The sequence below is a fragment of the Arthrobacter sp. B055-34 genome, from assembly GCF_059090425.1.
Map to the genome: position 1 here is coordinate 20,524 of NZ_JBNHFQ010000008.1, position 25,166 is coordinate 45,689.

The 25,166-nt window shown below is 64.3% G+C and carries 20 protein-coding genes and 1 pseudogene; 15 read left to right on the top strand and 6 right to left on the bottom strand.

The features are described 5' to 3' along the window. Nucleotides 1–93: 93 nt before the first annotated feature. Genes AC5RWO_RS15455 through AC5RWO_RS15465 form a run of 3 tightly spaced genes read right to left on the bottom strand, consistent with a single transcriptional unit; the run spans nucleotide 94 to nucleotide 3,751 of the window. Nucleotides 94–684 (bottom strand): MarR family winged helix-turn-helix transcriptional regulator, encoded by a 591-nt coding sequence (locus tag AC5RWO_RS15455; protein WP_498732375.1) that lies wholly within the window; start codon nucleotides 682–684, stop codon nucleotides 94–96. Next, a complete protein-coding gene (locus tag AC5RWO_RS15460; RefSeq protein WP_498732376.1) occupies nucleotides 681–2,147 on the bottom strand; it encodes an aldehyde dehydrogenase family protein in 1,467 nt (488 codons plus the stop codon). The genes AC5RWO_RS15455 and AC5RWO_RS15460 overlap by 4 nt, the downstream gene beginning before the upstream one ends. After that, nucleotides 2,147–3,751: a GMC family oxidoreductase gene (locus AC5RWO_RS15465; protein WP_498732377.1), complete on the bottom strand. Its 1,605-nt coding sequence runs from the start codon at nucleotides 3,749–3,751 to the stop codon at nucleotides 2,147–2,149. The genes AC5RWO_RS15460 and AC5RWO_RS15465 overlap by 1 nt, the downstream gene beginning before the upstream one ends. A 272-nt stretch (nucleotides 3,752–4,023) precedes the next feature. Here AC5RWO_RS15465 and AC5RWO_RS15470 point away from each other — a divergent pair, with 272 nt between their 5' ends. The 9 genes from AC5RWO_RS15470 (at nucleotide 4,024) to AC5RWO_RS15510 (ending at nucleotide 14,876) form a co-directional block, all read left to right on the top strand. Beyond that, nucleotides 4,024–5,157, top strand: coding sequence for an ABC transporter substrate-binding protein (locus AC5RWO_RS15470; protein ID WP_498732378.1), 1,134 nt, complete (start codon nucleotides 4,024–4,026; stop codon nucleotides 5,155–5,157). Nucleotides 5,158–5,202: 45 nt separating this feature from the next. Continuing rightward, nucleotides 5,203–5,751, top strand: a complete 549-nt coding sequence (locus AC5RWO_RS15475; RefSeq protein WP_498732379.1) for a nuclear transport factor 2 family protein — start codon at nucleotides 5,203–5,205, stop codon at nucleotides 5,749–5,751. 11 nt (nucleotides 5,752–5,762) lie between these two features. Then, nucleotides 5,763–7,583: an ABC transporter permease gene (locus tag AC5RWO_RS15480; RefSeq protein WP_498732380.1), complete on the top strand. Its 1,821-nt coding sequence runs from the start codon at nucleotides 5,763–5,765 to the stop codon at nucleotides 7,581–7,583. A 30-nt stretch (nucleotides 7,584–7,613) separates the two neighbouring features. Then, the gene (locus AC5RWO_RS15485) at nucleotides 7,614–8,702 is read left to right on the top strand and encodes an ABC transporter ATP-binding protein (protein ID WP_498732382.1); all 1,089 of its coding nucleotides are present in this window, start codon (nucleotides 7,614–7,616) and stop codon (nucleotides 8,700–8,702) included. Between the two features lie 27 nt (nucleotides 8,703–8,729). Then, the gene (locus AC5RWO_RS15490) at nucleotides 8,730–10,430 is read left to right on the top strand and encodes a CocE/NonD family hydrolase (protein WP_498732384.1); all 1,701 of its coding nucleotides are present in this window, start codon (nucleotides 8,730–8,732) and stop codon (nucleotides 10,428–10,430) included. Between the two features lie 11 nt (nucleotides 10,431–10,441). After that, nucleotides 10,442–11,761 (top strand): NtaA/DmoA family FMN-dependent monooxygenase, encoded by a 1,320-nt coding sequence (locus tag AC5RWO_RS15495; RefSeq protein WP_498732386.1) that lies wholly within the window; start codon nucleotides 10,442–10,444, stop codon nucleotides 11,759–11,761. Between the two features lie 23 nt (nucleotides 11,762–11,784). Then, the gene (locus tag AC5RWO_RS15500) at nucleotides 11,785–12,933 is read left to right on the top strand and encodes a flavin reductase (protein ID WP_498732388.1); all 1,149 of its coding nucleotides are present in this window, start codon (nucleotides 11,785–11,787) and stop codon (nucleotides 12,931–12,933) included. A gap of 302 nt (nucleotides 12,934–13,235) precedes the next feature. After that, entirely contained in the window at nucleotides 13,236–14,117 is an 882-nt protein-coding gene (locus AC5RWO_RS15505; RefSeq protein ID WP_498732389.1) for a DNA-formamidopyrimidine glycosylase family protein, read from the top strand. Between the two features lie 87 nt (nucleotides 14,118–14,204). Continuing rightward, complete coding sequence (locus AC5RWO_RS15510) at nucleotides 14,205–14,876, top strand: DNA alkylation repair protein (RefSeq protein ID WP_498732391.1); 672 nt, start codon at nucleotides 14,205–14,207, stop codon at nucleotides 14,874–14,876. Nucleotides 14,877–14,921: 45 nt separating this feature from the next. Here the strand turns inward: AC5RWO_RS15510 and AC5RWO_RS15515 are convergent, their stop codons facing one another. Further along, entirely contained in the window at nucleotides 14,922–15,914 is a 993-nt protein-coding gene (locus AC5RWO_RS15515) for a LacI family DNA-binding transcriptional regulator (protein WP_498732592.1), read from the bottom strand. Between the two features lie 207 nt (nucleotides 15,915–16,121). Between AC5RWO_RS15515 and uriH the strand changes: the two genes are divergently transcribed. From uriH to AC5RWO_RS15545, 6 genes are all read left to right on the top strand, one after another. After that, complete coding sequence (uriH, locus tag AC5RWO_RS15520) at nucleotides 16,122–17,165, top strand: uridine-preferring nucleoside hydrolase UriH (protein WP_498732392.1); 1,044 nt, start codon at nucleotides 16,122–16,124, stop codon at nucleotides 17,163–17,165. After that, on the top strand, nucleotides 17,162–18,586 hold the full coding sequence (gene uriT, locus AC5RWO_RS15525) for a uridine transporter UriT (protein ID WP_498732393.1): 1,425 nt from the start codon (nucleotides 17,162–17,164) through the stop codon (nucleotides 18,584–18,586). The genes uriH and uriT overlap by 4 nt, the downstream gene beginning before the upstream one ends. Beyond that, a complete protein-coding gene (locus AC5RWO_RS15530) occupies nucleotides 18,583–19,542 on the top strand; it encodes a ribokinase (protein ID WP_498732394.1) in 960 nt (319 codons plus the stop codon). Before uriT ends, AC5RWO_RS15530 begins: the two co-directional genes overlap by 4 nt. A gap of 476 nt (nucleotides 19,543–20,018) precedes the next feature. Further along, entirely contained in the window at nucleotides 20,019–20,792 is a 774-nt protein-coding gene (locus AC5RWO_RS15535; RefSeq protein WP_498732395.1) for an SDR family NAD(P)-dependent oxidoreductase, read from the top strand. Nucleotides 20,793–20,902: 110 nt separating this feature from the next. Beyond that, nucleotides 20,903–22,327 (top strand): GntP family permease, encoded by a 1,425-nt coding sequence (locus tag AC5RWO_RS15540; protein ID WP_498732397.1) that lies wholly within the window; start codon nucleotides 20,903–20,905, stop codon nucleotides 22,325–22,327. Nucleotides 22,328–22,363: 36 nt separating this feature from the next. Continuing rightward, nucleotides 22,364–23,236: an NAD(P)-dependent oxidoreductase gene (locus tag AC5RWO_RS15545; RefSeq protein WP_498732399.1), complete on the top strand. Its 873-nt coding sequence runs from the start codon at nucleotides 22,364–22,366 to the stop codon at nucleotides 23,234–23,236. A 20-nt stretch (nucleotides 23,237–23,256) separates the two neighbouring features. Here AC5RWO_RS15545 and AC5RWO_RS15550 read toward each other — a convergent pair whose 3' ends face one another. After that, nucleotides 23,257–24,273: a transketolase family protein gene (locus AC5RWO_RS15550; RefSeq protein ID WP_498732401.1), complete on the bottom strand. Its 1,017-nt coding sequence runs from the start codon at nucleotides 24,271–24,273 to the stop codon at nucleotides 23,257–23,259. Then, nucleotides 24,270–25,134, bottom strand: a pseudogene (locus AC5RWO_RS15555) (transketolase). The gene AC5RWO_RS15550 and the pseudogene AC5RWO_RS15555 overlap by 4 nt, the downstream one beginning before the upstream one ends. Between the last annotated feature and the right edge of the window lie 32 nt (nucleotides 25,135–25,166).

The window sequence follows — 25,166 nt, forward strand, 5'->3', positions numbered from 1 at the left end:
TGCGCCAGGATTAGACCAGTGGACTCTGTGCTCGCCCGGGTCGAATGGCCTTTCGTAATCGTGCCTGGGTGCACGCAACTGCAGACTCCGTTCTCACGCTCGCCCTTCTTGGGCCGCCGGGCCATCCAAGAGCTTTCCGAGCAGCATGAACAAGAGCAGGCGCTCGGTGTCGGTGAGGGGCTGGAGCCAGTCGTGCTCAAGCCGGATGTGGGACTGGTAGGTGCGGACGACGGCTGCTTCACCGGCTGGCGTCAGCCGCAGGACGGTAGAGCGCTGGTCCACGGTGGAGGGTTCGCGGCTGATCAGCCCGTCTTCCTCGATTTTCTTGATCGCCGCGGAGACGGTGGCACGGCTCATGTTCGCGGCCGATGCAATTTGGTGCGGAGGCATAGGACCTGCAACCCAGAGGCCGAAGCAGACGCGGAAGCTTGCTTGGGTCCACCCCTCCACCTGATGTACCTGCCGGTTGGCATCATCTGCCATCAGCTGGTTCACCTTGCGCAGCATGAGGCTCAGCTTCAACACCATCGGATCGTCAAACTCCAAGATTGGCTCGGCTCGCTCTACCGCGGAGTCAACGAAGGTCTTGAAGCGTTCGCCGGTTGATTGGTGGCGGTACCCGTTGACGTATCCGTTGCCGGAGCCAATCGATTCTGTTCCGTTCATCGTGTCGTCGTGGATCATGTGACGGATTCCTTGAAGTTGAAGGTCACGCTCTTGAGTTCGGTGAAGGCGTCCAACCCAAGTTGCCCGCCTTCACGTCCGATTCCGCTTTCCTTGGCGCCGCCGAATGGAACGGAGGGGTTGGGGCGGCCGAGGCCGTTGACCCACACCATGCCTGACTCCAGTTGTTCCATCACATGATGTGCCATAACAGCGTCCTGGGTCCATACCGTGGCACCGAGCCCGAACCGCCCGCAGTTGACTGCCTCGATGACATCATCAACGGCGTCGAAGGAAACGACCGGTAGGATCGGGCTGAACTGCTCTTCCTCGACGAGTGGTGTTCCGTTAAGCAGCCCGGTTACGATCGATGGTTGGGCGAAGTAGCCCCCGTCGTCGGTGCTGTCTCCTTCGAAGGCGATGTTCGCGCCGCGTGTCCGGGAGTCCTCCAGCAGCCGCCGCATTAGCTTGAACTGGCCATGGGTCGTCAACGCCGGCATAGTCGCTCCGGGTGTGTACGGCGTGCCCGGTTTAGATTCGGCAGCCAGCCCTGCGAGTCTCCGGGCGATCTCGTCGGCGATGCTGCGGTGGGCGTACACCCGCTTGACTGCCACACACGCCTGCCCGGACGAGCCGAAGGCTGCTTGGTAGATCTTCGGCACGACGTCGTCGAGGTCGGCGTCCGCGCAGATGATTGCCGGGTCGTTGCCGCCCAGCTCCAGCTGGACACGTTTCAGCGTGGTTGCCGCCGAGGCCATGATTGCCTTGCCTACCCCGACGCTGCCCGTGAAGGTGATCATGTCTACCTGGGCTGACGAGGTTAGCGCGGGGCCGGCATCGTCGTCTCCGCAGACAATGTTGATCACGCCGGCCGGCACGATGTCCGCGACCAGACGGGCGAAGTGCATTGCAGTCAGCGGGGTGTGGGGTGAGGGCTTGCAAACGATCGTGTTCCCTGCGACGAGTGCGGCGCCGATCTTGTTCACCATCATCAATAACGGCATGTTGAACGGCGTGATGGCTGCGGCCACCCCCAGGGGCGAGCGCAGTAGCCGGGTCTCGTGAGCGGGCGAGGAATCGATGATCTCCTCCGAGGGCTTGAGCCCGGCCCAGTAGCGCAAGCTAGCAACCGCTCCGGCTGCTTCACCCCGCGCCGCCGGCTGCAGCTTTCCGTTTTCAAAGGAAATTAGCGTGGCGAAATTTTCCTGCTCGGCCTCAAGCCGGTCGGCGATGGTCAGCAGCCAAGTGCTGGCTTCTCCGCCACCCTTGCGCAGCCTCCGGAAGGCAGCGCGGGCACCTGCGACGGCCTTGTGGACCTCGTCCACGCCCACCTGGTTGTAGCGGACTGTCAGGCTGTGGTCCCAAGGGGCGGTTACGACATGCTCGGCCGTCCCATCCGCGAGTTGTCCGTTGACCAGGTGTCCGGCTTTCAGGGTCAGGTCTGCAGCGAGGTCGCGGGCGGCAGTGGCTGTTTGGATGGACATTAGGCGCCTCCTGCCGACAATGCGGCATCTCGGGAGCCGGCAAGCAGCTCCGGGTTCTTGTCGAAGAAAACTTCTGCCAGGGCCAGGACCGTCAAGTAGGTGTTGGCGCTGACGACTGTCGGCATGATCGAGGCGTCAACCACTCGGAGATTATTTACACCGACCACGCTGCAGTGCGGGTCGACGACGGTCTCCGGGTCGCCGGGGCGGCCCATCCTCGCCGTACAGCACAGGTGCATCGTGTCCTTGACGGTCGCCATGATCTCCGCGTCGTCCTGCGGCCAGGTCGGATCGCCCGTCGCGATCTGCCGGAAGGCCTCGTGCTTTATGAAAGTGCGTGCCCTCTGCAAACCGTCCCTGACGCGGGCCAGATCGCGGGGGTCGGAGAGGAAATCCAGGTCAAAGTGCGGTTCATCGGCGGGATCTGCCGACCGCAGCCGCATCCGCCCGCGCGAGAGCGGCTGCTCCAAGGAGACGGCCAAGCCGGCCGTCTCCTTGCCGAACCAGTAGTTGTGGTTGGTCGCCAGTATCATCATGTCGTTGGTCCGGCCGCCCTCGAGGCCTGAACTGTAGCGGACCACGATGTTGGTCGGGCGGTTGCCGACGCATGTCTGCGCGGCAGGATCGACGGGCAATTCGACGAAGGCCACGGCATGGTCCTGGGCGCTACGGCCCACTGGCAGGTCAACGAGTTGCCGGATGCCCAGATCCGCCAGGTCCTGCGTGGGCCCGATCCCCGAACGCATGAGGATTGCCGGCGACGCACTGGAGCCTGCCGACAAGATGACCTCGCCGCCGTGGGCCACCCGGTACTTTCCGCCAGCGGAGTCCAGGACGCCGACGGCGAGGGTTCCGTCGAAAAGGACGCGGTCGATGAGCGTGTCCCCGAGAATGGTCAAATTGGGGCGGTCGCGGGCTGGCTCGATGTAGGCATGGTTGGTTGAGACGCGGTCGCCGTCCCGGACGTTCATGGCCATCGGGGATACCCCGGTGCTCGCCGGGTCGTTGTGGTCCGGGCTCCAGTCATAACCCGCGTCGAGAGCGGCCTCTTTCAGCGCCCGGTCCACCCCGCCCCAGCCCCCTTCCGGCTCCCGGTAGACCGGAGTAGGTCCCCCGGCGCCATGGAATGGCATGTCCGGGAAGTCGTGCTCATCTTCGATCCGGCAGTACGCAGCCAGCATTGCGTCCGGGCCCCAGCCTTCGGCTCCCAGCTTCTCCCACTCGGCGAAGTCGTCGGGCACGCCCCGGATGGCATACAGGCCGTTGATGGTGGAGCTGCCGCCGAGGCCGCGACCCCGCCGGTATTGGAAGGGCTCTTGGCCCCTGGCGCGGGTGGCAGTGATGCCGTGCCAGTAGAACTCGGGGTTCAAATGGTTCTTCGGCGCCTCGAGGGCCAGGCCCAGACCCTTGGTCCGGTCCTTGAATTCCTTCGGCGTGTCCTTGGCCCGGTAATCCGGGCCGGCTTCGATGAGTAGGACATGGCAGTCAGGTTGCTCTGTCAATCGAGCGGCGATCAGAGCGCCTGCGCTGCCGCCGCCCACAATGATGTAGTTCCAGTCCGCCATGTCTTGTCCGTCCTTCGTCGGGAGGGTGTTGTCCGTCACTCACTCCTCGCTATTAGATCATGTATGAGACGAAACTATAATGAATTTTGATTATTTTTCTCGCTGCGACCACGCTGAAAAGTGCAGATTTTCCATACATGTGAGGACATCTGTGTGTCGTAGCTCATAAAAATTACAAATATCTATTGACTAAGTGCTTGCACTTCTGTCTGAATGGTTCCTGTCCACTGCAGGACTGGAACTCTCCGGGCACTGCGAATATAGCGATCACCACGACCGTTCCCGCCGTCGTGAAAACGAAGGAAACACCAATGAAGCTGAACTTCAGGATCGGCGCCCTTCCTAAGGCCGCAGTTGCCGGCGTCGCAGCCGGAGCGCTGCTGCTAACCGGCTGCGGCGGAGGAGGTACCGCCGCCTCGGGCGAAGAACTCAACCTGGCGCCGCTCCAGGTCGGCAGCGAACAGGAGCAAGAGTTCCAGGCCTTATATGACGCGGCCATCGAATCCGGTGAAACCGACGTGGCTATCTATGCCGGGCATCACGATGAATTCAAGGGTATCTACGACTCCTTTGAGGAGCGCTTCCCTGGTTTGACCATCACTCCGGAGACCTACGTGGGCGCCGAACTGCAGACCACGTTGGAAGCTGAACGGCAAAGCGGCAACCACGTGGTGGACGTGCTCTCCAATCCCAACGCTGACCGCTATGCGGAGCAGGGGTTCGCCGAAGAGTACAAGCCGGTGACGTTCGAGATGCCCGAGTGGGCCGAAGGCCGCGTGAGCCCGGATCAGATCGCGGACCCGAACGGCTTCTACCATGCGCCCTGGGCGCTGATGTTCGCGTCCTCCTACAACACCGACCTGCTGCAGGAGTCGGACCTGCCCGAGTCGTGGACCGACCTGGCCGACGACGAGTGGGCCGGCAAGCTCACGTTCATGGATCCCTCCAAGCCGGGCGGCACCATGACCGTGTCCACCACGCTGCTGCAGGCAGGCGTCGTCGACGAGGAATGGCTGAAGACGATCGGCGACAACGCCAAGATCGTGGCGCAGGACCAGTTGGCGCTGCAGTCGATCAGCTCGGGGGAATTCGCCTACCAGCCGCTGTCGGCGAGCATCTCCATCCTGAACGCGCAGAATGACGGGGCGCCGGTCGAGGTGCAGTTTTTCGATGAGAACAACGTAATTGCCACCGAAAAGTGGATGCTGGCCGCGGAGGCTCCGTCCAGTGACGCAGCCAAGCTACTGCTGAGCTACCTGTACACGGGAGGCCCAGGAGAAGACGCTGGAGGCGGGAAACTTCCCGATCAACCAGGACGCGTCGCTTACCTCCCCTCACGGCTGGCCGTCGCTGGCCGACGCCAACTTCGTCGAGCTTCCCCAACAGTCCGTGATGCGGGAAAAGATGGCGGAATACGCCGACCTGTTCAAGTCCATCACCGCTAAGTAGCACCGACTTCCTGCAGAAACATCCAGAAAGGCACCACCGGAATGAATGACGAAGACCTGATTGCCGCTGTCCGGGAACTCCAACGGAAAGTCGAAGAACTGGAATCCGCCAAGGAGATCGAGCGGCTTCAGCAGCAGTACGTCCGCGATCTTGGTGACCGTAATTGGGCCGGTGTCGCCAGCGCCTACGCCGATGACGCCGTGTGCGACATCCGGCTGCACGGCGTGCACAAGGGCAAGGAATCCATCGCCAGCATGTTCCAGACGGACCTTGAAGACGTGGTCAAGAGCCGGGACGGCTACGTGCTGTCCTCACCGTCGATCACCGTTTCGGGCGATGCTGCTTACGGCGAATGGACCTGGCATCGGATGCAGTGTGAATTCCGCACGTCATTCGGCATGATGCGGGTGTGGGGGCCGTGGACCGAAGGCAAGTACAAGTGCCACTACATCCGCGTAAATGGCGAATGGAAAATCAAGGACCTGTGGTTCCGCGTGCTGCGGCCGGACTCCGACGAAGAACTGGCGGCCCTGCCCGCCGACGGGGTCATTGGCGGAGGCCCGCTGGCCCGCGATACGGCGACGGTCTAGGGGTTAGGGCGATGCTGAAGCGCTTGAGGTTTGCCGCCAGCAATCCGCAGTGGTCCATTGCGCTGATCTGTCTGGTCTGTTTCGTGGGACCGGCCCTGATGGTGGTGCAGGGCGCGTTCAAGACCGAAATGTTTGGCTCCGCTGGTTCATTTTCGGTCCAGATGTTCCTGAACGTCATCGCTTCGCCCGACACCCATTCCGTCGTCGTTCAGACGGTGGCGATGGGTCTGGCCACGATTGCTCTCTCCACGCTGCTGGCACTGGTCTTCGCCACGGTTTACACCAAGACCAACGCTCCGCTGCGCCAGATGATCCCTGTAGTGATGTTCATCGTCATCGCAACTCCCGGCCTCTTCTTCGCCATCTCCTGGGGGCTCCTCGGTAATCAGAACGTGGGGCTGCTGAACGAGTGGCTGGGCGCTGCCTTCGGTGACAGCGCGCGCATCCTGAACATGGAGTCGTGGTGGGGCATCGTCTTCGTCTCCTCGCTGCGCCTGGTGGCGCTGCAGTTTTTCCTGCTGCTCGGGCCGTTCATGGCCATGGACCGATCCCTGGACGAAGCGGCCCGCACCAGCGGAGCCAGCCCGCTGCGGGCGTACTTCCAGATCGAACTGCCAATCCTGGCGCCGGCCATCACTGGTGCGATGATCTTGGGATTCGTCCTGTTCCTGGAGTCCTTCGACGCACCGCAGATCCTCGGCGTGCCAGCAGGCATCTTTGTGATCCCCACGGAGATATACGCCTACCTGTCTAACTCGACCGGGCCGCTGTTTGCCCAAGCCAGCTCGATTTCCGTCCTGTTGATGGTGGTGCTGCTGGCCCTGGTCTTCATCCAGATTAAGGTCCTGGGCCGCCGCTCCTTCGTGACCGTGGGCGGCAAGGAGTCCAGGGTTCTGCGGCGCGACGTCGGCTTCTGGCGCTGGGTGTTCACCGCCTTGATTGTCGTGTTTGCGTTGCTGACCATCCTGCTGCCGATGATCCAGTTGGTCCGTGTTTCGCTCTCCCCGTTCCTTGGGGCGTCCAGCGGGTTCTCGCTGGCCAACTATGAGGAAGTGTTCAACAGCCGGAAGATGGTCAGCGGCTATTGGAACACCATCGCGACGGCCATGCTCGGAGCGCTGCTGGCGATGCTCGCGGCAACCGCGTTCTCCTGGGCCGCCCGCTTCAGGTCCGGACCGCTGGCACGGTTCATCGAATACAGCCAGTGGCTCGGGCTGGCGATGCCCGGCCTGATCCTCGGGCTCGGAGTCCTCTGGCTGTTCCTCGGGGTGCCGTTCCTGTCAGGCTTCTACGGCAGCCCGGTCCTGCTGGTCTTCGCGCTCTTCGTGGCGACCATCCCGCTGGCCAGCCGGACAACGACGGCGGCGATGGCCCAGATTCCCAAGTCTCTGGAGGAAGCCGCTTGGGTTTCCGGCGCGTCCAAGTACCGCACCATCTGGGAGATCATCGTTCGACTCATGTTGCCCAGCCTGATCAGCGGCTGGCTGCTCTGCTTCGTAGTCATCTGCGGTGTCTTGTCCATTCCGCTGCTCCTCTCGTCATCAGGATCCGAGTACCTGTCGGTCGAGATCTACAGCCGGTATGCCGAAGGTCAGGCCCCGCTCGCCGCAGCGGCCGCCCTGCTGCTCATCGCCAGCTTCCTGCTGGTGGCTGCGGTGGCGTTTGCTGCCAGCAAGCTGGCAGCCCTCGCCTCGCGGAAGCAGCTCGGCGGATCCGGCAACAACGACGGCGGTGCGTCGTCGCCGCAGCCTGCCTTGCCTGCCGGGGACGCCGCCGGCAACTGGACGGACGCTGGCCGGAAGGCCGAGCACGTGTTGGCCAATACGCGCTAACAAGGCGCAACAAACCATTTAGGAAACAAGATGCACATCGAGATCAGCTCCCTTAGCAAGGCGTTCAACGGTAATCCGATCCTCAAGGACATTAACATGTCCATCTCATCGGGCGAGTTCATCACCCTGCTCGGACCGAGCGGGTGCGGCAAGACCACCACGCTGCGGTGCGTGGCCGGACTCGAAAGCCCGGATCAGGGATCGATCCAGGTCGAAGGCAAGACCTTTGTGCAGGCGCAGACTAAGACGTTCCTGCCCACGCACAAACGCCAGGTCGGCATGGTGTTCCAGAGCTATGCGCTCTGGCCGCACATGTCTGTGGCCGCGAACGTGGCCTACCCACTCAAGCGGCAGAAAACCCCTCAGGCGGAACTGAAGCAGCGGGTCGCTTCCACGCTGGCGGCGGTGGGCATGGACCAGCACGCCAGCCGCTTTCCACACGAGCTCTCCGGCGGGCAGCAGCAACGCGTGGCCTTGGCCCGCGGACTGGTGTCCGCCCGGGGCGTGATGCTGTTCGACGAGCCGCTGTCCAACCTGGACGCCAAGCTGCGGATCGCCATGCGCAGCGAGATCCGGCGCCTGCATGACAAGTTCGGCAACACTTCCATCTACGTCACCCACGACCAGGATGAGGCGCTGGCCCTGTCGGACCGGGTCATCATCATGAACGCAGGGGTGGTGGAACAGATGGGTACCCCGGCGGAAGTCCATACCCGTCCGGTCTCCAGCTTTGCCGCGGACTTTGTCGGCTTTGAGAACATCTTGCAGTGCCAGGCAGTGTCCGAGGAGTCTGGACAGCCCGTGGCAACACTGGAGGGCGGGCTTCGGCTGCCGTTGGGGGCAGCCATCGCCGGCCTGCAGCCGGGCAAGTTCGTCGCGTTCCGCAGCTCTAACGTCGTCATCGGCGACCCGCACGACACCGGCATCAGCGGGTCGGGCACTGTCCGGGACAGTTCCTATACGGGCGAGAGCCGCACTGTCATCGTGGACATTGCCGACGGCACCGGCCTCACGGTAGCGGTACCGGACACCGCGGACGCCGTCACAACCTACCGGCACGGCGGAACTCAGCTCCGGTTCCACGTCCCGGAGCCGTCCCTCGTTGTGCTTGACCGCTAGCCCGCCACGCCGAGATTGGAAAACACTATGAACCAGTTCACCTACACGGCCATCACCGAGCCCGGGCTCGATCCAAGGACTGCCGAAGGCAAGCCGCCACTGCCGCCGCTCGAGCAGGTGACCGAGGACCTCGACGGGTTGCGGATCGACCGCACCGTTGCCGTCCCCCTGCGGGACGGAGTCCGGATCTACGCCGACATCTACCGGCCGGGCGGTGTTGAGACCGACCTGCCGATCCTGCTGGCCTGGGGGCCCTACGGCAAGCACAACCAGAAGGACATGCTATGGCCGTCGGCCGGCATCGAGCCGGGGTGGATGTCCCCGCTGACCGGCTTCGAAGCGCCGGACCCCGACTACTGGTGTCGCCATGGGTACGCCGTCGTCTACACGGATCCACGAGGCATGTGGCACTCTGAGGGCGAGGGCGTGCACAACGGGCCGCAGGAAGCCGAGGACGTCTACGACGCGATCGAGTGGCTCGGGGCGCGGGAGTGGTCCAACGGCAGGGTCGGCATGCTGGGCGTGTCCTACCTGGCCGGAATCCAGTACGTTGCCGCAGCCATGCAGCCGCCGGCGCTCAAGGCGATCAGTCCGTGGGAGTGCTTCTCGGACTGGTACCGGGAGTTCTGCTACCACGGCGGCATCCCCGAAACCGGGTTCATCCCCAGGGCCTCGCGCAACATGAGGTACTCGCTGACCCGCACGGAGGACACCGCCGCCAACGTCGCGGCTAACCCGCTGATGTCCCCGTACTACCAGAACCGCTACCCCGACCTGTCGCAGATCGAAGTACCTGCCTACGTGGTAGCCAGCTGGAGCGACCACGGGCTGCACACGCGCGGCACTCTGGAGGCGTACAGGCAGATGTCTTCCGCCCAGAAATGGCTCCAGGTGCATGGGCAGAAGAAGTGGCGGTACTTCTACGAACCCACCAACGTGGAGCGCCAGCGGGTTTTCTTCGACTACTACCTCTTAGACAGGGGGCCGGGTCCGCTTTCCTGGCCTAAGGTCCAGTTAGAGGTCCTGGACTCTGCCCAGTGCCACATTGTCCGTGAGGACGTGCCGTGGCCGGTTCCCGAGGACAAGGCCGTGCGCCTGCATGCCCACTTGGGGAACCGGGCCCTGAGATCCGGAGCCCCCGACGTCGCCGAGAGCATCACGTTCGATCCAATGGCGGATTCGGTGGACCTGGCGCATGTTTTCGCGGATCCGACTGACCTAGTGGGACCGATGCGACTGAGACTCGTGCTGCAGGCCGACCAGGCACAGGACGCCGACATCTTTGTTGCCGTCCGGAAATTCGCGGTCGACGGGACCGAGCGGCGGTTCGCCTTCAACGCACTTTTCGAGGACGGCCCGGTGGCCCTGGGTTGGCTACGGGCGAGCCATCAGGCCTTGGACGTCGAGAAGTCGTCCGAGCTGCAGCCGGTGCACCTGCATGAGGCAGAGGAGCCGCTCGTGCCGGGCCGGCCCCGGGAGCTCGATGTTGAGATCTGGCCCGCCGGCGTCTTCTTCGATGCCGGAGAGAAGCTGGTGGTAACCGTCCTGGGGCATGACTTCGTCTACCGGGACCCGGACCTGAACTCGCCGGTCATCCGGCACACCAGCTCGAGGAACAACGGAACCTGGACCATCCATAGCGGCCCCGGCCAGGAGAGCTACCTGAGCCTTCCGCTGTTCAGGCCGTCTGCCCGGCAGCCGGTAACCGTCCGGCACAACGAATCCTGAGAGGACACTTCATGACCGCCGAAACGAACCAGCCCAACCACATGGTGCTGACCACCTTCATGCTGCCCGCCGGCTACCATCGCGACAGCTGGCGCCGACCGGGCAGCCGGGCGGAGGAACTCGGTAACCTGTCCTTTGTCGCCGACCTGACGCAGATGGCCGAAGACGCGAAATTGGACGCGGTCTTCTTCGGGGACATCGTGCACGCCAACAACCTGTTCCGCGGCGACATCATGATGAACGGGTTCTATGAACCGATCAGCGTCCTTTCCGCGCTGGCCGCGCGGACCCGGAACATCGGACTCATCGGCACCATGTCGACGTCGTTCTCGGAGCCGTACAACACCGCCCGGCAGTTCGCCGGCCTGGACCACATGTCCGGCGGCCGGGCGGGCTGGAACATCGTGACGTCGAGGGACGGATTCGCGAATTTCGGCGGCGATGCCGCTCCCGACCCCGCGCAGCGCTACGAGCGTGCGGCCGAATTCGTCGATGTCACGATGCGTTTGTGGGACAGCTGGAGCGACGACGCGATTCGCGCCGACCGCGAAAGCGGCGTCTGGGTCGAACCGGCGGGACTCAAACCGCTGAACCACCAGGGGCGGTTCTACAGCGTGCAGGGGCCCATCAACATGCCGAGGCCGCCGCAGGGGCGCCCGGTTCTGGTACAGGCCGGTTCGTCGGTGCCGGGCATGGACCTCGGCTCTTCAGTAGCTGACGTCATCTATACGGCGCAGCCGCGCAAAAAGCAGGCACAGGATTTCTACGCCAAGATGCGTGTGCTGGTGGAATCCAAGGGGCGCAAGGCCGACTCCATCAAGATCATCCCCGGGATCCTGCCAATCATCGCGGACACGGCGCAGGAGGCCGAGGAACTGGCCGCCGAACTCGCTGGTTACCTAGATCTGGAGGCAGGCCGCCGGCAGATCAGCGGGGACCTCAAGATCGACGTCGACGACATCGGCTTCGACGAGCAGATCCCGGCCGAGCGTTTCTCCGAGGACCCGGACCGCGGCAGCCGGTACCATATTTTCCGCAGGAAGAGCATAGAGGGGCAGATGACGCTGCGCGAGCTGATCGTTGACCGCGCCCGTTCCACCGGCCACATGTGGATGGCCGGGACCGCCGGCCAAGTGGCCGATGCCATGGTCGACTGGTTCACTGCCAGCGCCTGCGACGGCTTCAACCTCAACTCCCCATTCAACCCCGGTGGCTTTGAAGCCATCTGCCACAAGCTCGTGCCCGAGCTGCAGGAACGCGGCTACTTCCGGCACGAATACGAGGGCACCACCCTGCGCGAGAACCTGAAGCTCGACCGCCCGGCCGCCTGAGTTACCAGATGGAGACCAAGACATTGAACCAGGATACGTTCGCCCCTTCACCGGCATTTGACCAGGATGTCTTCCGCCAAGTTGTGGGGCATTTCGCCAGCGGCGTGGCAGTCATCACCACGGCGCACGGAGGGCAGCTCTACGGAACCACTGCCTCTGCCGTGAGTTCGCTCTCCATGGAGCCGCCAATGATGCTCATGTGTCTCAACCAAAGCAGCAGCACGCACGATGCAGTGGTCCGGGCGGGGGTCTACGTGATCAACATTCTGGCCGAGGACCAAAAGGACCTGGCCATGAAATTCGGTCGCAAGGGCGTGGACAAGTTCGCAGGTGTTGCCTATCGGCTGTCGGACCACGTCGGCGTCCCTGTCCTGGACGACGTGCTGGCCGCCATCACCTGCGTGGTGGCCGAATCGCCTAGCGGCGGGACGCACTCGGTGTTCTTTGGGCGCGTCGTTGACGCGGAATCCGCGCCCGGGGAGCCGCTGGCCTACTACCGGGGCACCTTCGGGCGGCTGGAACGCGTGAAGGAACTGGACACCTATAGGAAGATCCGTCAGTGGGTGCTGGCGCGGAAAACCCCGTTGGGCGAGGACCTCGACATCGACGCGCTGGTCGACTCGCTTCGCTCAGAATCCAATGACGTCTTCAACGCCTTAGTCAAGCTCACAGCCGAAGGCCTGGTGGTGCGCACCGACTATGGCGCGTTCACCGCGGCCCCAATCACGGTTGAGTTCAGCGACAGCCTCTACGACGGCAGAGCGACGATCGAAATGGGCGTCATCGCGAGCAAGATCAGGGATTTCGACCGGAACCAGGTGGGGCGACTGGTGGGCCTCGCCGAGGCGATGGGACAACTCCGCGCCTCCGAAACCGGGTCGCTGCGCGAATTCCTGGAGCTGCACTCGACCTTCCACCAGGAGCTGGTCAGATCCTCCGGCTCCGTCCAGTTACTGGATTCCTACCGGCGCCTGAGCATCGCGGGGGTCTGGGGCGAAGCATGGAATGAGGCGGATTGGCGCACGCTGCTGGATCACACGCATCTTGTTCAGCTGGCCTCGGCGCTGCAGGTGGCAGACGGGGACGCAGCCATAGCCGCCGTGCGCAACTACACCGCACAGGCCAAGACCTTCGCCCGGATGGCGATCGAAGGCTGCGGTGGCCGGGTCTGAACCGGGAGACTCCGACTTCAGCCGACTAGAGTACTCCGTCGGCAGGTACCAGGCGGGTTCCACGGGCGACTATGGCCGCTGGCTCACCGCCGTCGTTATTTGGGCCCGCGCCACGGACCGCGGCGCGGTAAAGAGATTGTCTCGGACGCTTCGGCCCGGAGGGCCTTGGCCCGGTTCTCGCTGCGCTTTTCCTTGATGGACTTGCCGGATTCGTTGGTGCCGTTTGGCGCGGGGCTTTGTCGGCCATGAGGACTCCTCAGCGGTAGCAGCGGATAATAGAGTGCTACCAATAAGGTAGGAACATGCCCGAGATGCCCGAAGTGCAGGGACTCGTTGACTTCCTGCGGCTCAAACTCATCCCGCCTGGCGCCCCGCCGGCCACGATCGCGCAGGTGGAGGTGCTTTCCTTCTCTGTGCTGAAAACCGCGGATGTCCCGCTGGACGCGCTCAGCGCGGAGCCGCTGTCCGGCGTCGAGCGCCGCGGCAAGTTCATCGTCCTCACCGCGGGCGGCGTGCATCTGGTCATGCATCTGGCCAAGGCCGGGTGGCTCCGTTGGTCGGACGCGCTGAAACCGGGGCCGCTGCGGCCGGGCAAGGGGCCCATGGCGCTGCGCGTGCGGTTCGCGGCCGAGGGCGAGGAGAAGCCGGGGTTCGACCTGACGGAAGCCGGCACGAAGAAATCCCTGGCTGTCTACGTGGTGAAGGATCCCCACGACGTGCCGGGTATCGCACGGCTGGGGACGGACGCGCTCGACGTGGACCATGCAACTTTCGCGGAGATCGTGACCTCTCATCGTGGCCAGATCAAGGGACTGCTGCGGGACCAGTCGGCGATCGCCGGCATCGGTAACGCGTACAGCGACGAGATCCTGCACGCAGCGCACCTGTCCCCGTTTGCCAACGCCGCCAAGCTTGATCCTGACGAGGTGACAAGGCTGTTCGAGGCCATGCACGCCGTGCTGGCGCACGCGATTGCCAGCGCTTCGGGCCGCCCTGCGGCCGAACTGAAGGACTCGAAACGGAAAGCGATGCAGGTGCACGCCCGCACCGGCGAAGCCTGTCCGGTGTGCGGGGACACCATCCGGGAGGTGTCCTTCGCGGATTCCTCGCTGCAGTACTGTCCGACCTGCCAGACCGGAGGGAAGCTGCTGGCGGACCGGAGAACGTCGAAGTTCCTCAAATAAGCCACGGTCTCCGCGTCGTCCCGGCGCGGGCGCTCGGCGCCACAGCCGTAGGCTGGAACCCGAGACGTGAGTAACCGGGAGGGTGGAATGGCAGGGACGACGGTGGCCGAGGTGATGGCGGAGCTGGCCGCGCTGGAGGATCCGAAGATGCGCGAGGCGAATGCGAAGCGCGGCGACGACCACGGCGTGAACCTCAGCAAGCTTCGGGCGGTCGCGAAGCGGCTGAAGACGCAGCAGGATCTCGCCCGCGAGCTCTGGGCGACGGACAACACCGCGGCGCGGCTGCTGGCCCTGCTGGTTTGCCGGCCAAAGGCCTTCGAGCAGGACGAGCTGGACGCCATGCTGCGCGCGTCGCGCGCGCCCAAGGTGCACGACTGGCTGGTGAATTATGTGGTCAAGAAGAGCCCGCACGCCGAGGAATTACGGGTGAAGTGGACCGAGGATGCGGATCCGGTGGTCGCCAGTGCCGGTTGGGCACTGACCACCGAGCGGGTGGCGAAGAAGCCCGAGGGACTCGACCTCGCGGGGCTGCTCGACACGATCGAGGCGGAGATGAAGGACGCTCCGGACCGCCTCCAGTGGGCGATGAATCACACGCTGGCGCAGATCGGGATTGAGCATCCGGAACACCGCGCCCGGGCGCTCGACATCGGCGAACGCCTGGAAGTGCTCAAGGACTACCCGACGCCGCCGAACTGCACCTCGCCGTTCGCGCCGAGCTGGATCAACGAGATGGTGCGTCGGCAGGCCAGCGCCTGAGGTGACGGACGCCTGCAAGGCTGGCGCCGCCGCCGCCGTCGTTAGTTAGCTGGCGGTGGCTCGGTCGGTTGAGCCGCGCACGATCAGCGAGCTCTCCAGGGTGAGCTGGGGCTGCTCGAGGTCGCGGCCTTCGATCAGGCCGCGCAGCTGTTCCCCGGCCTCGAGGCCCAGCCGGGCCGCGGGAAGGTGGACGCTCGTGAGGCCGGGGTTGCTGGTGGCGGAGTAGGGCAGGTCGTCGAAGCCGGCGACGGCGAGTTCGTCCGGGATCCGCACGCTGGCAACGCGGGCTTCCTGCAGCACGCCGTACGCGTGCGTGTCGGTGGCGCAGACGACGGCGGTGACGCCGGCCTTCTGCCACTGCGGCCAGGCCGCGGCGAACGCCTCGGCCGACGCTCCCACGTCGATTGTTGTGCTGATCAGATGTGCCAAATCCACGGTCATGCCGAGCGCGGCTGCTTCCTCTAGGAATGCGGTCCGGCGGATGGCGAACGTGGCCGTGCCGGTCACGCTGTCCAAATAGGCCACGCGCCGGTGGCCGGAAGCGGCCAGATGCGCCGCGAGTTCGCGGGCGCCGTGGGCTACGTCGAGGTTGACCGAGGGGGCGTAGGCCTCCAGCCCGGGCGCGTCGAGCAGCACCATGGGGCCGGTGGTGGAGAGGTCTTCGAGGAACGCGGCATCGGGGGCGTCCACCAGCAGGCCGGCCGGGCGCAGGGCGAGGATCCGCCGGATGTCGTCGGCGCGCGGGAATTCGCCGGCCTCGGTGACGGAGAGCAGCAGCTGGAAGTCCGCGCCAAGGGACTCGCGGACTCCCGCGATGACCTTGGCGAAGAACGGGTTGGAAATGTCGGGCGCCACCAGGACCACGATGGAACTGACGCCTCTCGCCAGGGAACTGCCGATACTGTCCACGACATAGCCGAGCTCGGCGATGGCCTGCCGGACCCGGGAGATGTTGTCCTTGGAGACCCGGCCGCTCGTCTTGCCGTTGGCGACCAGGGAAACCGTCGCCGTGGAGACGCCGGCGCGTGCCGCCACCATCGCCGCGGTCACCCGCCGACCAGGAGGCAGCGGCTGCTTCGGAGGGCGCGAGGAATCCATGAGCCCATGATAAGCACGTCCAACTGTCGTATGGCATCAAACGCTTGACGCGGTTTACGTCAAGCGTTTGACGTAACGGAGGAGAGGTGTCACACTTCCTGTGACTGAATCCCGCTGCGGCGGGCCCCGATGACGTGGAGAGAAAACATGGACGCCACTTCCGTGAACCCTGGACCGAAGAAGATCATCCTGGACTGCGATCCCGGGCACGACGACGCCGTGGCGCTGCTCCTGGCGCACGGCAACCCGGACATCGAGCTGCTCGCCGTGACCACCGTGGTCGGCAACCAGACCCTGGCCAAGGTCACCAAGAACGCCCTGGCCGTGGGCACCATCGCCGGCATCACCGGTGTCCCGTTCGCCGCCGGCTGCGACCGCCCGCTGGTGCGCACCATCGAAACCGCGCCGGACATCCACGGCGAGTCCGGCATGGACGGCCCCGCCCAGCCGGAGTCCACCATTGAACTGGACCGGCGCCACGCCGTCGATCTCATCATCGATACGGTCATGGCGCACGAGCCCGGCACGGTGACCCTGGTCCCGACCGGAGGCCTCACTAACATCGCGATGGCCGCCCGCAGGGAGCCGCGCATCGTCGAGCGGGTTAAGGAAGTTGTGCTGATGGGCGGCGGCTACCACGTGGGCAACTGGTCCGCCGTGGCCGAATTCAACATCATCATCGACCCCGAGGCCGCGCACATCGTCTTCAACGAGAAGTGGCCCGTGGTCATGGTGGGGCTGGACCTTACGCACCAGGCGCTGGCCACCCCCGAGGTCGTCGCGCAGATCGAAGCCGTCGGCACCGGCCCGGCCCGCTTCGTCCGGGAACTGATGGACTTCTTCGCGCAGACCTACAAGGACGCGCAGGGCTTCGATTTCCCGCCGGTCCACGACCCGTGCGCCGTCGCGTACGTCATCGACCCCACCGTGATGACCACCCGCAAGGTCCCGGTGGACATCGAGCTGCAGGGCAAGCTGACCCTCGGCATGACCGTCGCCGACTTCCGCGCCCCCGCCCCGGCGGACTGCCACACGTCCGTGGCCGTTGACCTCGACCGCACCAAGTTCTGGAACCTGGTCGCCGATGCGCTGGTCCGGATCGGCGAGGTGGACCTCGGCACACCCAACACGAGTACGACGGCGGCACCCGCCTCCGCAGCGCCCGTCACCACCGGGATGGCAGCGAAATGAGCGCCGTTCTCACCGAAACCAAGACCACGCGCGGCGGCACCACCGCCCTGATGGTCGCCCTGCTGACGGCCTGCGTGGCCTTCCAGCTCAATGCCTCCATGCTCAGCCCCGCCCTGGTCACCATGGGCGAGGAGCTGCAGACCGACCAAGCGGCTATCGGCCTGTCCCAGACCTGGTTCTTCACCACTGCCGCGCTGTTCTCGCTGTTCCTGCCCAGGCTGAGCGACATCGTCGGCCGCAAACGCATCCTCGTCGGGATGATGCTGCTGACCGCCGCCGGCTCCGTAATCGCCGCGCTGGCCCCGGACGTCACCTGGCTCTTCGTAGGCCGCATCATCCAGGGCGTCAGCGGCCCCACCGTGCCGCTGTGCCTGATCATGCTGCGCACCGCCGTGCCCAACCTGAAGACCTACGGCACCCTGATGGGCGTCATCCTCGCGGTCAACGGCGGCGTGGCCGGCGTCGATTCCTTCCTCGGCGGCTACATGGCCGAGCACTACGGCTTCCGCAGTATCTTCTGGTTCATGGTGCTTCTCGGCGTGATCGCCGCGGTCCTCGTCGCCGTGCTGACGCCCGAGAGCAAGCCGCAGGCCGGAACCCGGATGGACTGGACCGGCGTCGTCTTCATCGTGGTCGCCGTCGGCGCCCTGCTGACCGCCCTGAACGAGGCCGCCAAGCTGGTGGGCGCCTTCTCCATGGGCACGCTGGTCCTCTCGCTGGTCCTGATCGCTGTGGCCGCCGCCGCGTTCGCCGCCTTCTGGGCCACCGAAAAGCGCACCAAGCAGCCGATGGTCGAGATTGTCCACCTGCGCCAGCGCTCCACCTGGGCCCCGCTGCTGACCACGGTCCTGACCATGACCGGCATCTTCGCCGTGATCAACGGGATTGTCCCCGCCTACGTGCAGGCCGCCGCCCCCGGGTTCGGCATCGGCCCCACCGAAACCGCGCTGCTCATCCTGACCCCGTACGCGCTGCTGGGCTGGGTCTTCGGCCCGATCAGCGGACGCCTCGCGCCGGTCCTCGGCTACACCAACGTGCTGCGCATCGGCATGATCGGCAGCATCGTCTCGCTGCTCATCATCGTGCTGTTCGGCCTGGACAGCCTGCCGCTGATGGTCGCCGGCACCGCGCTGCTCGGCATCATGTACGCCGGCACCGCGAACATCATGCTCAACGGGCTCGGCGTGGTGCTCTCGCCCCCGGGCAACCCCGGCTTCCTGCCCGGCATGAACGCCGGCGCCTTCAACCTCGGCGCCGGGCTGAGCTTCCTGGTCCTGCCAGCGGTGCTCGTGGGCACCTCGGCGCTGGGCGACCGCGGCTCCTACCTCACGGTGGTGGTGGTCGGCCTGGTCATCACGATCGCGGCCTTCGCGGCCTCGCTGCTGATCCCCAAGCCCGTCGACGCCGAGGTGGAAAAGTGAACCCGCAGGCCGGACGCATCGTCGTCGTCGGTTCGTTGAACGCGGACCTGACCATCTACACAGAGCGGCTGCCCAACCCGGGCGAGACCCTGCACGGCGAGGGCTTCGCGGTGAACCCGGGCGGCAAGAGCGCCAACCAGGCGGTGGCCGCGGGTCGGCTGGGCGGCAATGTCGCCCTGATCGGCGCCGTGGGCGAGGACTCCAACGGGGATATGCTGCTGGCCTCCGTGGCAGGGGCCGGCGTGGATGTTTCCCGCGTGCGGCGTACGGCCGATGCGGAGACCGGCGTCGCCGTCATCACCGTGGATGCGCAGGGCGAGAACACCATCATCTACTCCGCCGGCGCCAACGGCACGGTTGCGCCGGCTGACATCGCGGCAGCGCAGGGTATTTTCGACGGCGCCGCCGTGGTCTGCCTCTGCCTCGAGGCCGGTCTGGAGACGGTGGAAGCGGCAGCAAAAGCAGGGCACGACGCCGGCGCAACAGTGCTGCTCAACCTCTCGCCTTACGCGCCGGTGCCGCAGAGCCTGGCCGAACTCAGTGACGTCCTGCTGGTCAACGCGCATGAAGCCTCGCTCTTCCTTGGCGGCGCCGACATGCCCGGCGCCGGCGCGGAACCGGCCGAGTGGGAGCCCGTGCGGCTGAAGTTCGCGGAGCATGGGCTGGAGCGGGCCGTGGTCACGCTCGGCGCCCGTGGCTCCGTGGTGCTGGACTCGCAGGCCTCCGAAGGCAACCGGATCACCCGGATTGCCCCCACCAAAGTCATCGCCGTGGACACCACCGGAGCCGGCGACGCCTTCACCGGCTCCCTCGCCGCACGGCTTGCCGCGGGGGAGGCCCTGGCCGAGGCGGCCGCCTTCGCCTCGGTCGCCGCGGCCCTCGCCACCACCAAGAAGGGCACCCAGGCCGCGTATCCGCGGCTGGAAGACGTGGAGCTGCGTCCCTGCCTGAAATAGATGTCGAGGGTTTGAAGCAGAGACGAACGGCGCGGTGCACCGAAAGGTGCGCCGCGCCGTTCTTCGTTTCCTGCTAGTCCTTCGTTCTGCTGTCGCCCCTAGGGGCCGACCGCAGCTACGGAGCGGGTGATAACAGTTTGCACTGCGCCCAGAATACCTCCAAGGACTACAAATTCGGCCACGATGTTGACTGTTAACAGATAACGGCGGTAACGTGATCTGGCACACAACAAGTCGACCATGTGAGGATCTGGCGATGTTCTCCCAGCATCTGGGCTGTTCGTCCACATTCCGCCGACCATCGCCTTCGGATGCGCTGATGACGATTCGATACTTCGGTCTCAGGGCGTTGCCGAGTATCTCTGACCAGGTGCCGTTCAGCCCGGGCCCTGCGGCTGTACGCCCAGCCTTTTCGGACCGCATCGGGCAGCCCTCCCGCACGATGCGGTGAATCCACTTCTCAACCTAGGAGCAACATGTCACACACCCAACGCACTGCTGTCATAACCGGAGCCGCCTCCGAAAGCGGTATCGGCATAACGACCGCACGACGCTATGCCCGGGAGGGCTGGGCAGTGGTAGTTCTGGACCTAGACGGCGGAAGATCGGAGGAGGTCGCCCGCAGCATCAGCGCCGACTTCGATGTGGTGGCTTTTGGCCACGCAGTGGACGTGGCGAATGAGGCGTCGGTGACCTCTGCTCATGATGCGGTAGCCGCGGAAGTTGCTGCCGGTAAGCTGCCACCAGTCGGAGCGTTGGCGAATATTGCCGGTATCACTTCGCCAGTGCCCTTTCTCGACACCACCCTGGAACTGTGGCATAGGGTGATGGACGTCAACGCCACCGGCACCTATCTGGTCACCAAGGCATTCCTGCCAGACATGTTGGAAAACCGGTGGGGGCGAATCGTGAACATGTCCTCCGTCTCCGCTCAGCGCGGCGGAGGAGTATTTGGCAAAGTGCCCTATTCAGCCGCAAAAGCTGCCATCCTCGGCCTCACCAAAGCACTGGCCCGGGAGCTAGGAGCTACAGGAGTCACGGTCAACGCCGTCACCCCCGGAGCAGTCGACACCAATATCCGCGTCGGCAGCACCCCGGAGCAGGAAGCAGCTATCGCCGCAGACGTGCCGGTAGGCCGGACGGCCACCACCGAAGAGGTCGCCTCCGCCATAACCTTCCTTTCCTCCGAAGACTCCGCCTACCTCACCGGAATCGCCCTGGACATCAACGGCGGCAGCCACATGCACTAGCCCTTCACCGAACGGACAACGCTGGAAAAAGGGCGCACTGACGCGAGAACGCACCAGCTATTCCACCCCCTGTGGCCGGTTCTTCCGGCGACGCACCTCTTGGAGAACCTGTGAATACTATCGTTCTGATACACCTCGCCGTATCGGTTATCGGCATCATCCTGATGATTGTCTGGGGCAAGATCAACCCCGTCGTTGCACTTGTCGTCGGCGCGCTGTACCTCGGTGTGGCCAGCGGGCTGGGGTTCGCCAGCTCGGTAGAAGCTGTCAACGTCGGGTTCGGTAACCTCATGGCGGAGGTCGGCCTGATCATCGGCTTCGGCGTGATGATCGGCACCACACTCTCGGCCACTGGAACCATGCAGCGTGTTGTGGACGGGCTCCTTAAGATCGTCGGCCCGAAACGCTCGCCCTATGTCCTTGGTCTTACCTCAGGAATCATTTTTCCGTCAATCTACTTCGACGTCGCGCTAGTGATCCTTGCGCCCATCGCCGGCGCCATCGCCAAGCGAACCGGAAAGAGCATCGCTACGCTGGCCGGCGCGCTGGCGATCGGACTTGAAGTGGGCCTGTTGATCGTGGTTCCTGGCGTCGCAGCACTCGCCGTCGCAGGACCGCTCGGAGTCGAAATCGGCACCATGCTGCTATGGGGAATCCCCCTCGGCATCTTCTTCATCATCTCCAGCATCTTCCTGCACGACCTTCTGATGCGAAAGATCTTTGACCCCGTGAAGGACCGGGAGCCCGACTTCGACGATTCCATTTTCGGTCTGTCGCCGGAGGGCGAAAAGGCCGCTGAAGCCCAGCGAAAAGTAGACGCCACCACCGAAGGCACCACTGAGGTGGCCGGTAAGGGAGCGACTCCCACCGTTGCCACCACGACACCGCACCGGCTGCCACTGGTCGTCGCGATGCTTCCCGTGATCGTGCCGATCCTGCTCATCATTATCGACACCATCGCCCGGGCAGCCGGGCAGGAGATCGCCGTCCTAGGCTTCCTCGGCAGCCCCGTTGTCGCCCTGCTGATCGGCCTGATCATAGGCATCGTCTTCGCGATCCCCGTCGTCACGCGCCATGGTATTGACGATTTGATCACCAAGGGTGCGCAGACCTCCGGTTCCATCCTCCTGTTCACCGGCGTCGCAGGCTCCCTGGGGCAGGTAATCACCGAGGTCGGTATTGGAGACATGCTGGGCTCGATGTTCCAGGCAAATGCGGCACTTCCCGTCCTGCTCGCCTGGATGGTCGCCGCGGTCCTGCGCCTTGCCCAAGGATCAGCGTCAGTTGCGGCAATCACCGCGGCAACCCTACTTGCACCGATCATGGGTTCCATCGAAACGTCCGCGATCCTCATCCTCCTCGCTTCCGGCTCCGGCGCCGCATTCGGAGGACACGTCACAGACAATACGTTCTGGATCTTCAAGCAAATGCTCGGTTTCACAACCAAGGGAACCTTCAAGATTTACACCTTGGCGCAGGCGACATTCGCCGTCGTTGGTCTTGCCATGTGCCTTCTGCTCGACATCTTTGTCTAGCTCGCCCGCATCCCACCGCACAACATGAGGAGAGTAATGTCACCATTGCCACGCCGCGTCACCTTCATCGGGATCGGTGCCATCGGATTACCTATGGCCGAGCAACTGCTCGACGCGGGATTCGAGGTGACCGGTGTCGACCCCTCTGATGCACAAAGGGAAAAGGCCGTAGCATTGGGGCTCGCCGCCGAGCCGTCGCCACGATCCGCCGCAACTGCCGATGTCGTCGTGTGTATGGTGGCGACGCCGGAGCAGTTACTGGGAGCGGCCCTTGGCGAGGACGGCCTGCTCCGGAACATGCGCGACGGCAGCGTCCTGCTGGTTATGAGTACTGTTGGACCGCGCGCCGTCCGAGAGGTGGCCGCCGCGGCTCCCACCGGCGTCCAGGTGCTCGACGTGCCCGTGACCGGTGGTGTGGCCCGAGCTGTGACCGGCGAGCTCCGGCTGTTTGCGTCCGGGCCGAAGGAGGCCATGGACTACGCGCGGCCCGTCCTTGAAGCACTCGGGACGGTCATAGACTGCGGAACGACTAATGGGCAAGGACAGGCATACAAGACGGTGAACCAACTGTTGTGCTCGGTCCACATTGTGGCCGCAGCCGAAGCCCTCGCACTCGCGACGGAACTGGGCCTCGATGCGGAGAAGGTGCTATCGGCCGTCGCTGGTGGGGCCGGGGGATCCTGGATGTTGTCGGACCGCGGCCCACGCATGCTGGAAGGGGCTGACGCCGAGGTGACGAGCGCGATCAGCATCTTCGTGAAGGACGCCACCTTGGTGCAGGACATCGCGGATGAAATCGGCTTCGATGCGCCCCTGCTCTGTGCGGCGCGAGCACGGTATGTGGCAGCGGCGGAAGCTGGCTGGGAGAAGAGCGATGACTCCCAAGTGATTCAGACATATCGGCGGTGACTGGCGAATGTCGTCAGGACTCAGTCGGGACGTTCAGTGTGCCTGGGACTAAGCAGGGACTTGACGCGATCGGCGATTTTTGAGGTGCTGACCCCATAGCGTTCATTGAGGGTGGGCAGCGCCCCGGCATCGAGGAACTCGTCGGGTAGCCCGATCGGAGTGACTTTGCGGCCAACGCCCTCGCGAAATGCCGTATGCGCGACGGCGTCAAACAGCCCGCCGATGATCGAGTGGTTCTCACAGGCGAGTACCACCCTGTCCCGTATCAGCTCGCGCAGGATGGTCTTCTCATCAAGTGGCTTGAGTGTGGGAACGTGCAGCACCGCCACGTCCACCCTGTTGAGCTCCAGAATTCTCGCGGCCTCCAGAGCGCGTTCAGTCATCAGCCCCGTTGAGATCAGCAGCACCTCCGCCCCGTCACGCAGGAGTTGCGCCTTGCCCAGTTGGAAGGTGTAGTCATACTCGTCCAGCACCCGGGGAACCTTGCCCCGCAGCATGCGCATATAGGTGGGTCCTTCGTGGGCCGCGAGCTGTGGAACAGCCTGCTCGATGTCCACCGCATCACACGGATCAACGATGGTCAGGTTGGGCATCCCGCGCAGGATGGCTACGTCCTCCGTTGCCTGATGGGAGGGTCCGTAGCCGGTCGTGAGTCCGGGCAGGGCACAGACCATGTTGACGTTCAGGTTGGCTTCGGCGATGTCCAGGCACAGGAAGTCGTACGCCCGACGCGTCGCAAAGACAGAGTACGTCGAGGCGAAAGGAATGAATCCCTCCATCGCCAGGCCGGCGGCGGCTCCGAGCAAGGCTTGCTCCGCCATGCCGATTTGGTAGAAGCGATCCGGCATTGCGTCACGGAGAATGTGCAGGTCCGTGTACTTGGCCAGGTCGGCCGAGAGCCCCACGATGCGTTCGTCCTGCTGTGCAAGCTCCACGAGAGCGTGTCCCAATGGCGCTGCGGTAGTCCGCTGATCCTTTCTGGCGAGCGAAGCGCTCATCGCATCGGAAGTCAGTTTCTTTTTCTGGACGGTACTCATGCTTCGAATGACTCCTTCAGCTGTCGGTGGGCAAGCTCCCATTCATCTGGAGCCACGGACATGAAGTGCAGTTTCTCCCTGTTCTCCAGGAAATCAACACCCTTGCCGAGCTTGGTATTTACGATCAGGCAGCGAGGTTTGGCTGCCTCGGCGGCCCGCAGGTCCTCAAGAGCAGTGACTACGGCCGCAATGTCATTGCCATCCGCTCGGCGGGTGACGCATCCGAATGCTTCAAACTTCCCCTCGACAGGCTCCATGCTCAACGTCTCCTGGCTCTTGCCATCGGCCTGCTGATCATTGAAATCGACGATGGCAATCAGGTTATCCAGATTGTGGTGCGCCGCTACCGCGGCTGCCTCCCAGGTTGAACCTTCGTTGAGTTCGCCGTCTGAAAGGATGTTGTACACGAAAGCCCCGTTATTTTTACGCTTGAGCCCCAATGCGACCCCGATTGCAATTGTGAGACCGTGCCCCCAGGGATCCGCCGGAAATCTCTACACCGGGCGTGTAGGAGGCCATGGCAGACATTGGCAGGCGTGAATCATCAGTCGCGTAGGTATTCAGTTCCTCATGGGGAAAGAAGTTTGCCTCAGCCAAGGCGGCATAGAGGGCGATCGCATAGTGCCCTATCGAGAGCAGGCAGCGGTCCCTGCCCTCCCAGTGTGGGTCCGCAGGGTCGAGTTTGAGTTGATCGGTGTACAGGACCGCCAATACATCGGCCAGATCCAACGCCTGGCCGATATAGCCCTGCCCCTGCACCTCGGCCTGGATCAGCGAGTTGGTCCGGATGCGGTAGGCGGCTTCTTTGATTCCTCGCAGTCGTTCGCGGTCAACTGCGGCACGTTCAGCGGTCGATTCCATGAGTGTTCACCTCGTGTCCTGATCCACCTGGC

Excerpts from the sequence above, each read along its gene's own strand:
- AC5RWO_RS15545 (WP_498732399.1), top strand. The coding sequence starts at position 22,364 with ATGTCACCATTGCCACGCCGCGTCACCTTCATCGGGATCGGTGCCATC.
- uriT (WP_498732393.1), top strand. The coding sequence starts at position 17,162 with ATGAGCGCCGTTCTCACCGAAACCAAGACCACGCGCGGCGGCACCACC.
- AC5RWO_RS15455 (WP_498732375.1), bottom strand. The coding sequence starts at position 684 with ATGATCCACGACGACACGATGAACGGAACAGAATCGATTGGCTCCGGC.
- AC5RWO_RS15495 (WP_498732386.1), top strand. The coding sequence starts at position 10,442 with ATGACCGCCGAAACGAACCAGCCCAACCACATGGTGCTGACCACCTTC.
- AC5RWO_RS15485 (WP_498732382.1), top strand. The coding sequence starts at position 7,614 with ATGCACATCGAGATCAGCTCCCTTAGCAAGGCGTTCAACGGTAATCCG.
- AC5RWO_RS15470 (WP_498732378.1), top strand. The coding sequence starts at position 4,024 with ATGAAGCTGAACTTCAGGATCGGCGCCCTTCCTAAGGCCGCAGTTGCC.
- AC5RWO_RS15550 (WP_498732401.1), bottom strand. The coding sequence starts at position 24,273 with ATGAGTACCGTCCAGAAAAAGAAACTGACTTCCGATGCGATGAGCGCT.
- AC5RWO_RS15480 (WP_498732380.1), top strand. The coding sequence starts at position 5,763 with ATGCTGAAGCGCTTGAGGTTTGCCGCCAGCAATCCGCAGTGGTCCATT.
- AC5RWO_RS15535 (WP_498732395.1), top strand. The coding sequence starts at position 20,019 with ATGTCACACACCCAACGCACTGCTGTCATAACCGGAGCCGCCTCCGAA.
- AC5RWO_RS15490 (WP_498732384.1), top strand. The coding sequence starts at position 8,730 with ATGAACCAGTTCACCTACACGGCCATCACCGAGCCCGGGCTCGATCCA.
- AC5RWO_RS15505 (WP_498732389.1), top strand. The coding sequence starts at position 13,236 with ATGCCCGAGATGCCCGAAGTGCAGGGACTCGTTGACTTCCTGCGGCTC.
- uriH (WP_498732392.1), top strand. The coding sequence starts at position 16,122 with ATGGACGCCACTTCCGTGAACCCTGGACCGAAGAAGATCATCCTGGAC.
- AC5RWO_RS15510 (WP_498732391.1), top strand. The coding sequence starts at position 14,205 with ATGGCAGGGACGACGGTGGCCGAGGTGATGGCGGAGCTGGCCGCGCTG.
- AC5RWO_RS15475 (WP_498732379.1), top strand. The coding sequence starts at position 5,203 with ATGAATGACGAAGACCTGATTGCCGCTGTCCGGGAACTCCAACGGAAA.
- AC5RWO_RS15460 (WP_498732376.1), bottom strand. The coding sequence starts at position 2,147 with ATGTCCATCCAAACAGCCACTGCCGCCCGCGACCTCGCTGCAGACCTG.
- AC5RWO_RS15515 (WP_498732592.1), bottom strand. The coding sequence starts at position 15,914 with ATGGTGGCGGCACGCGCCGGCGTCTCCACGGCGACGGTTTCCCTGGTC.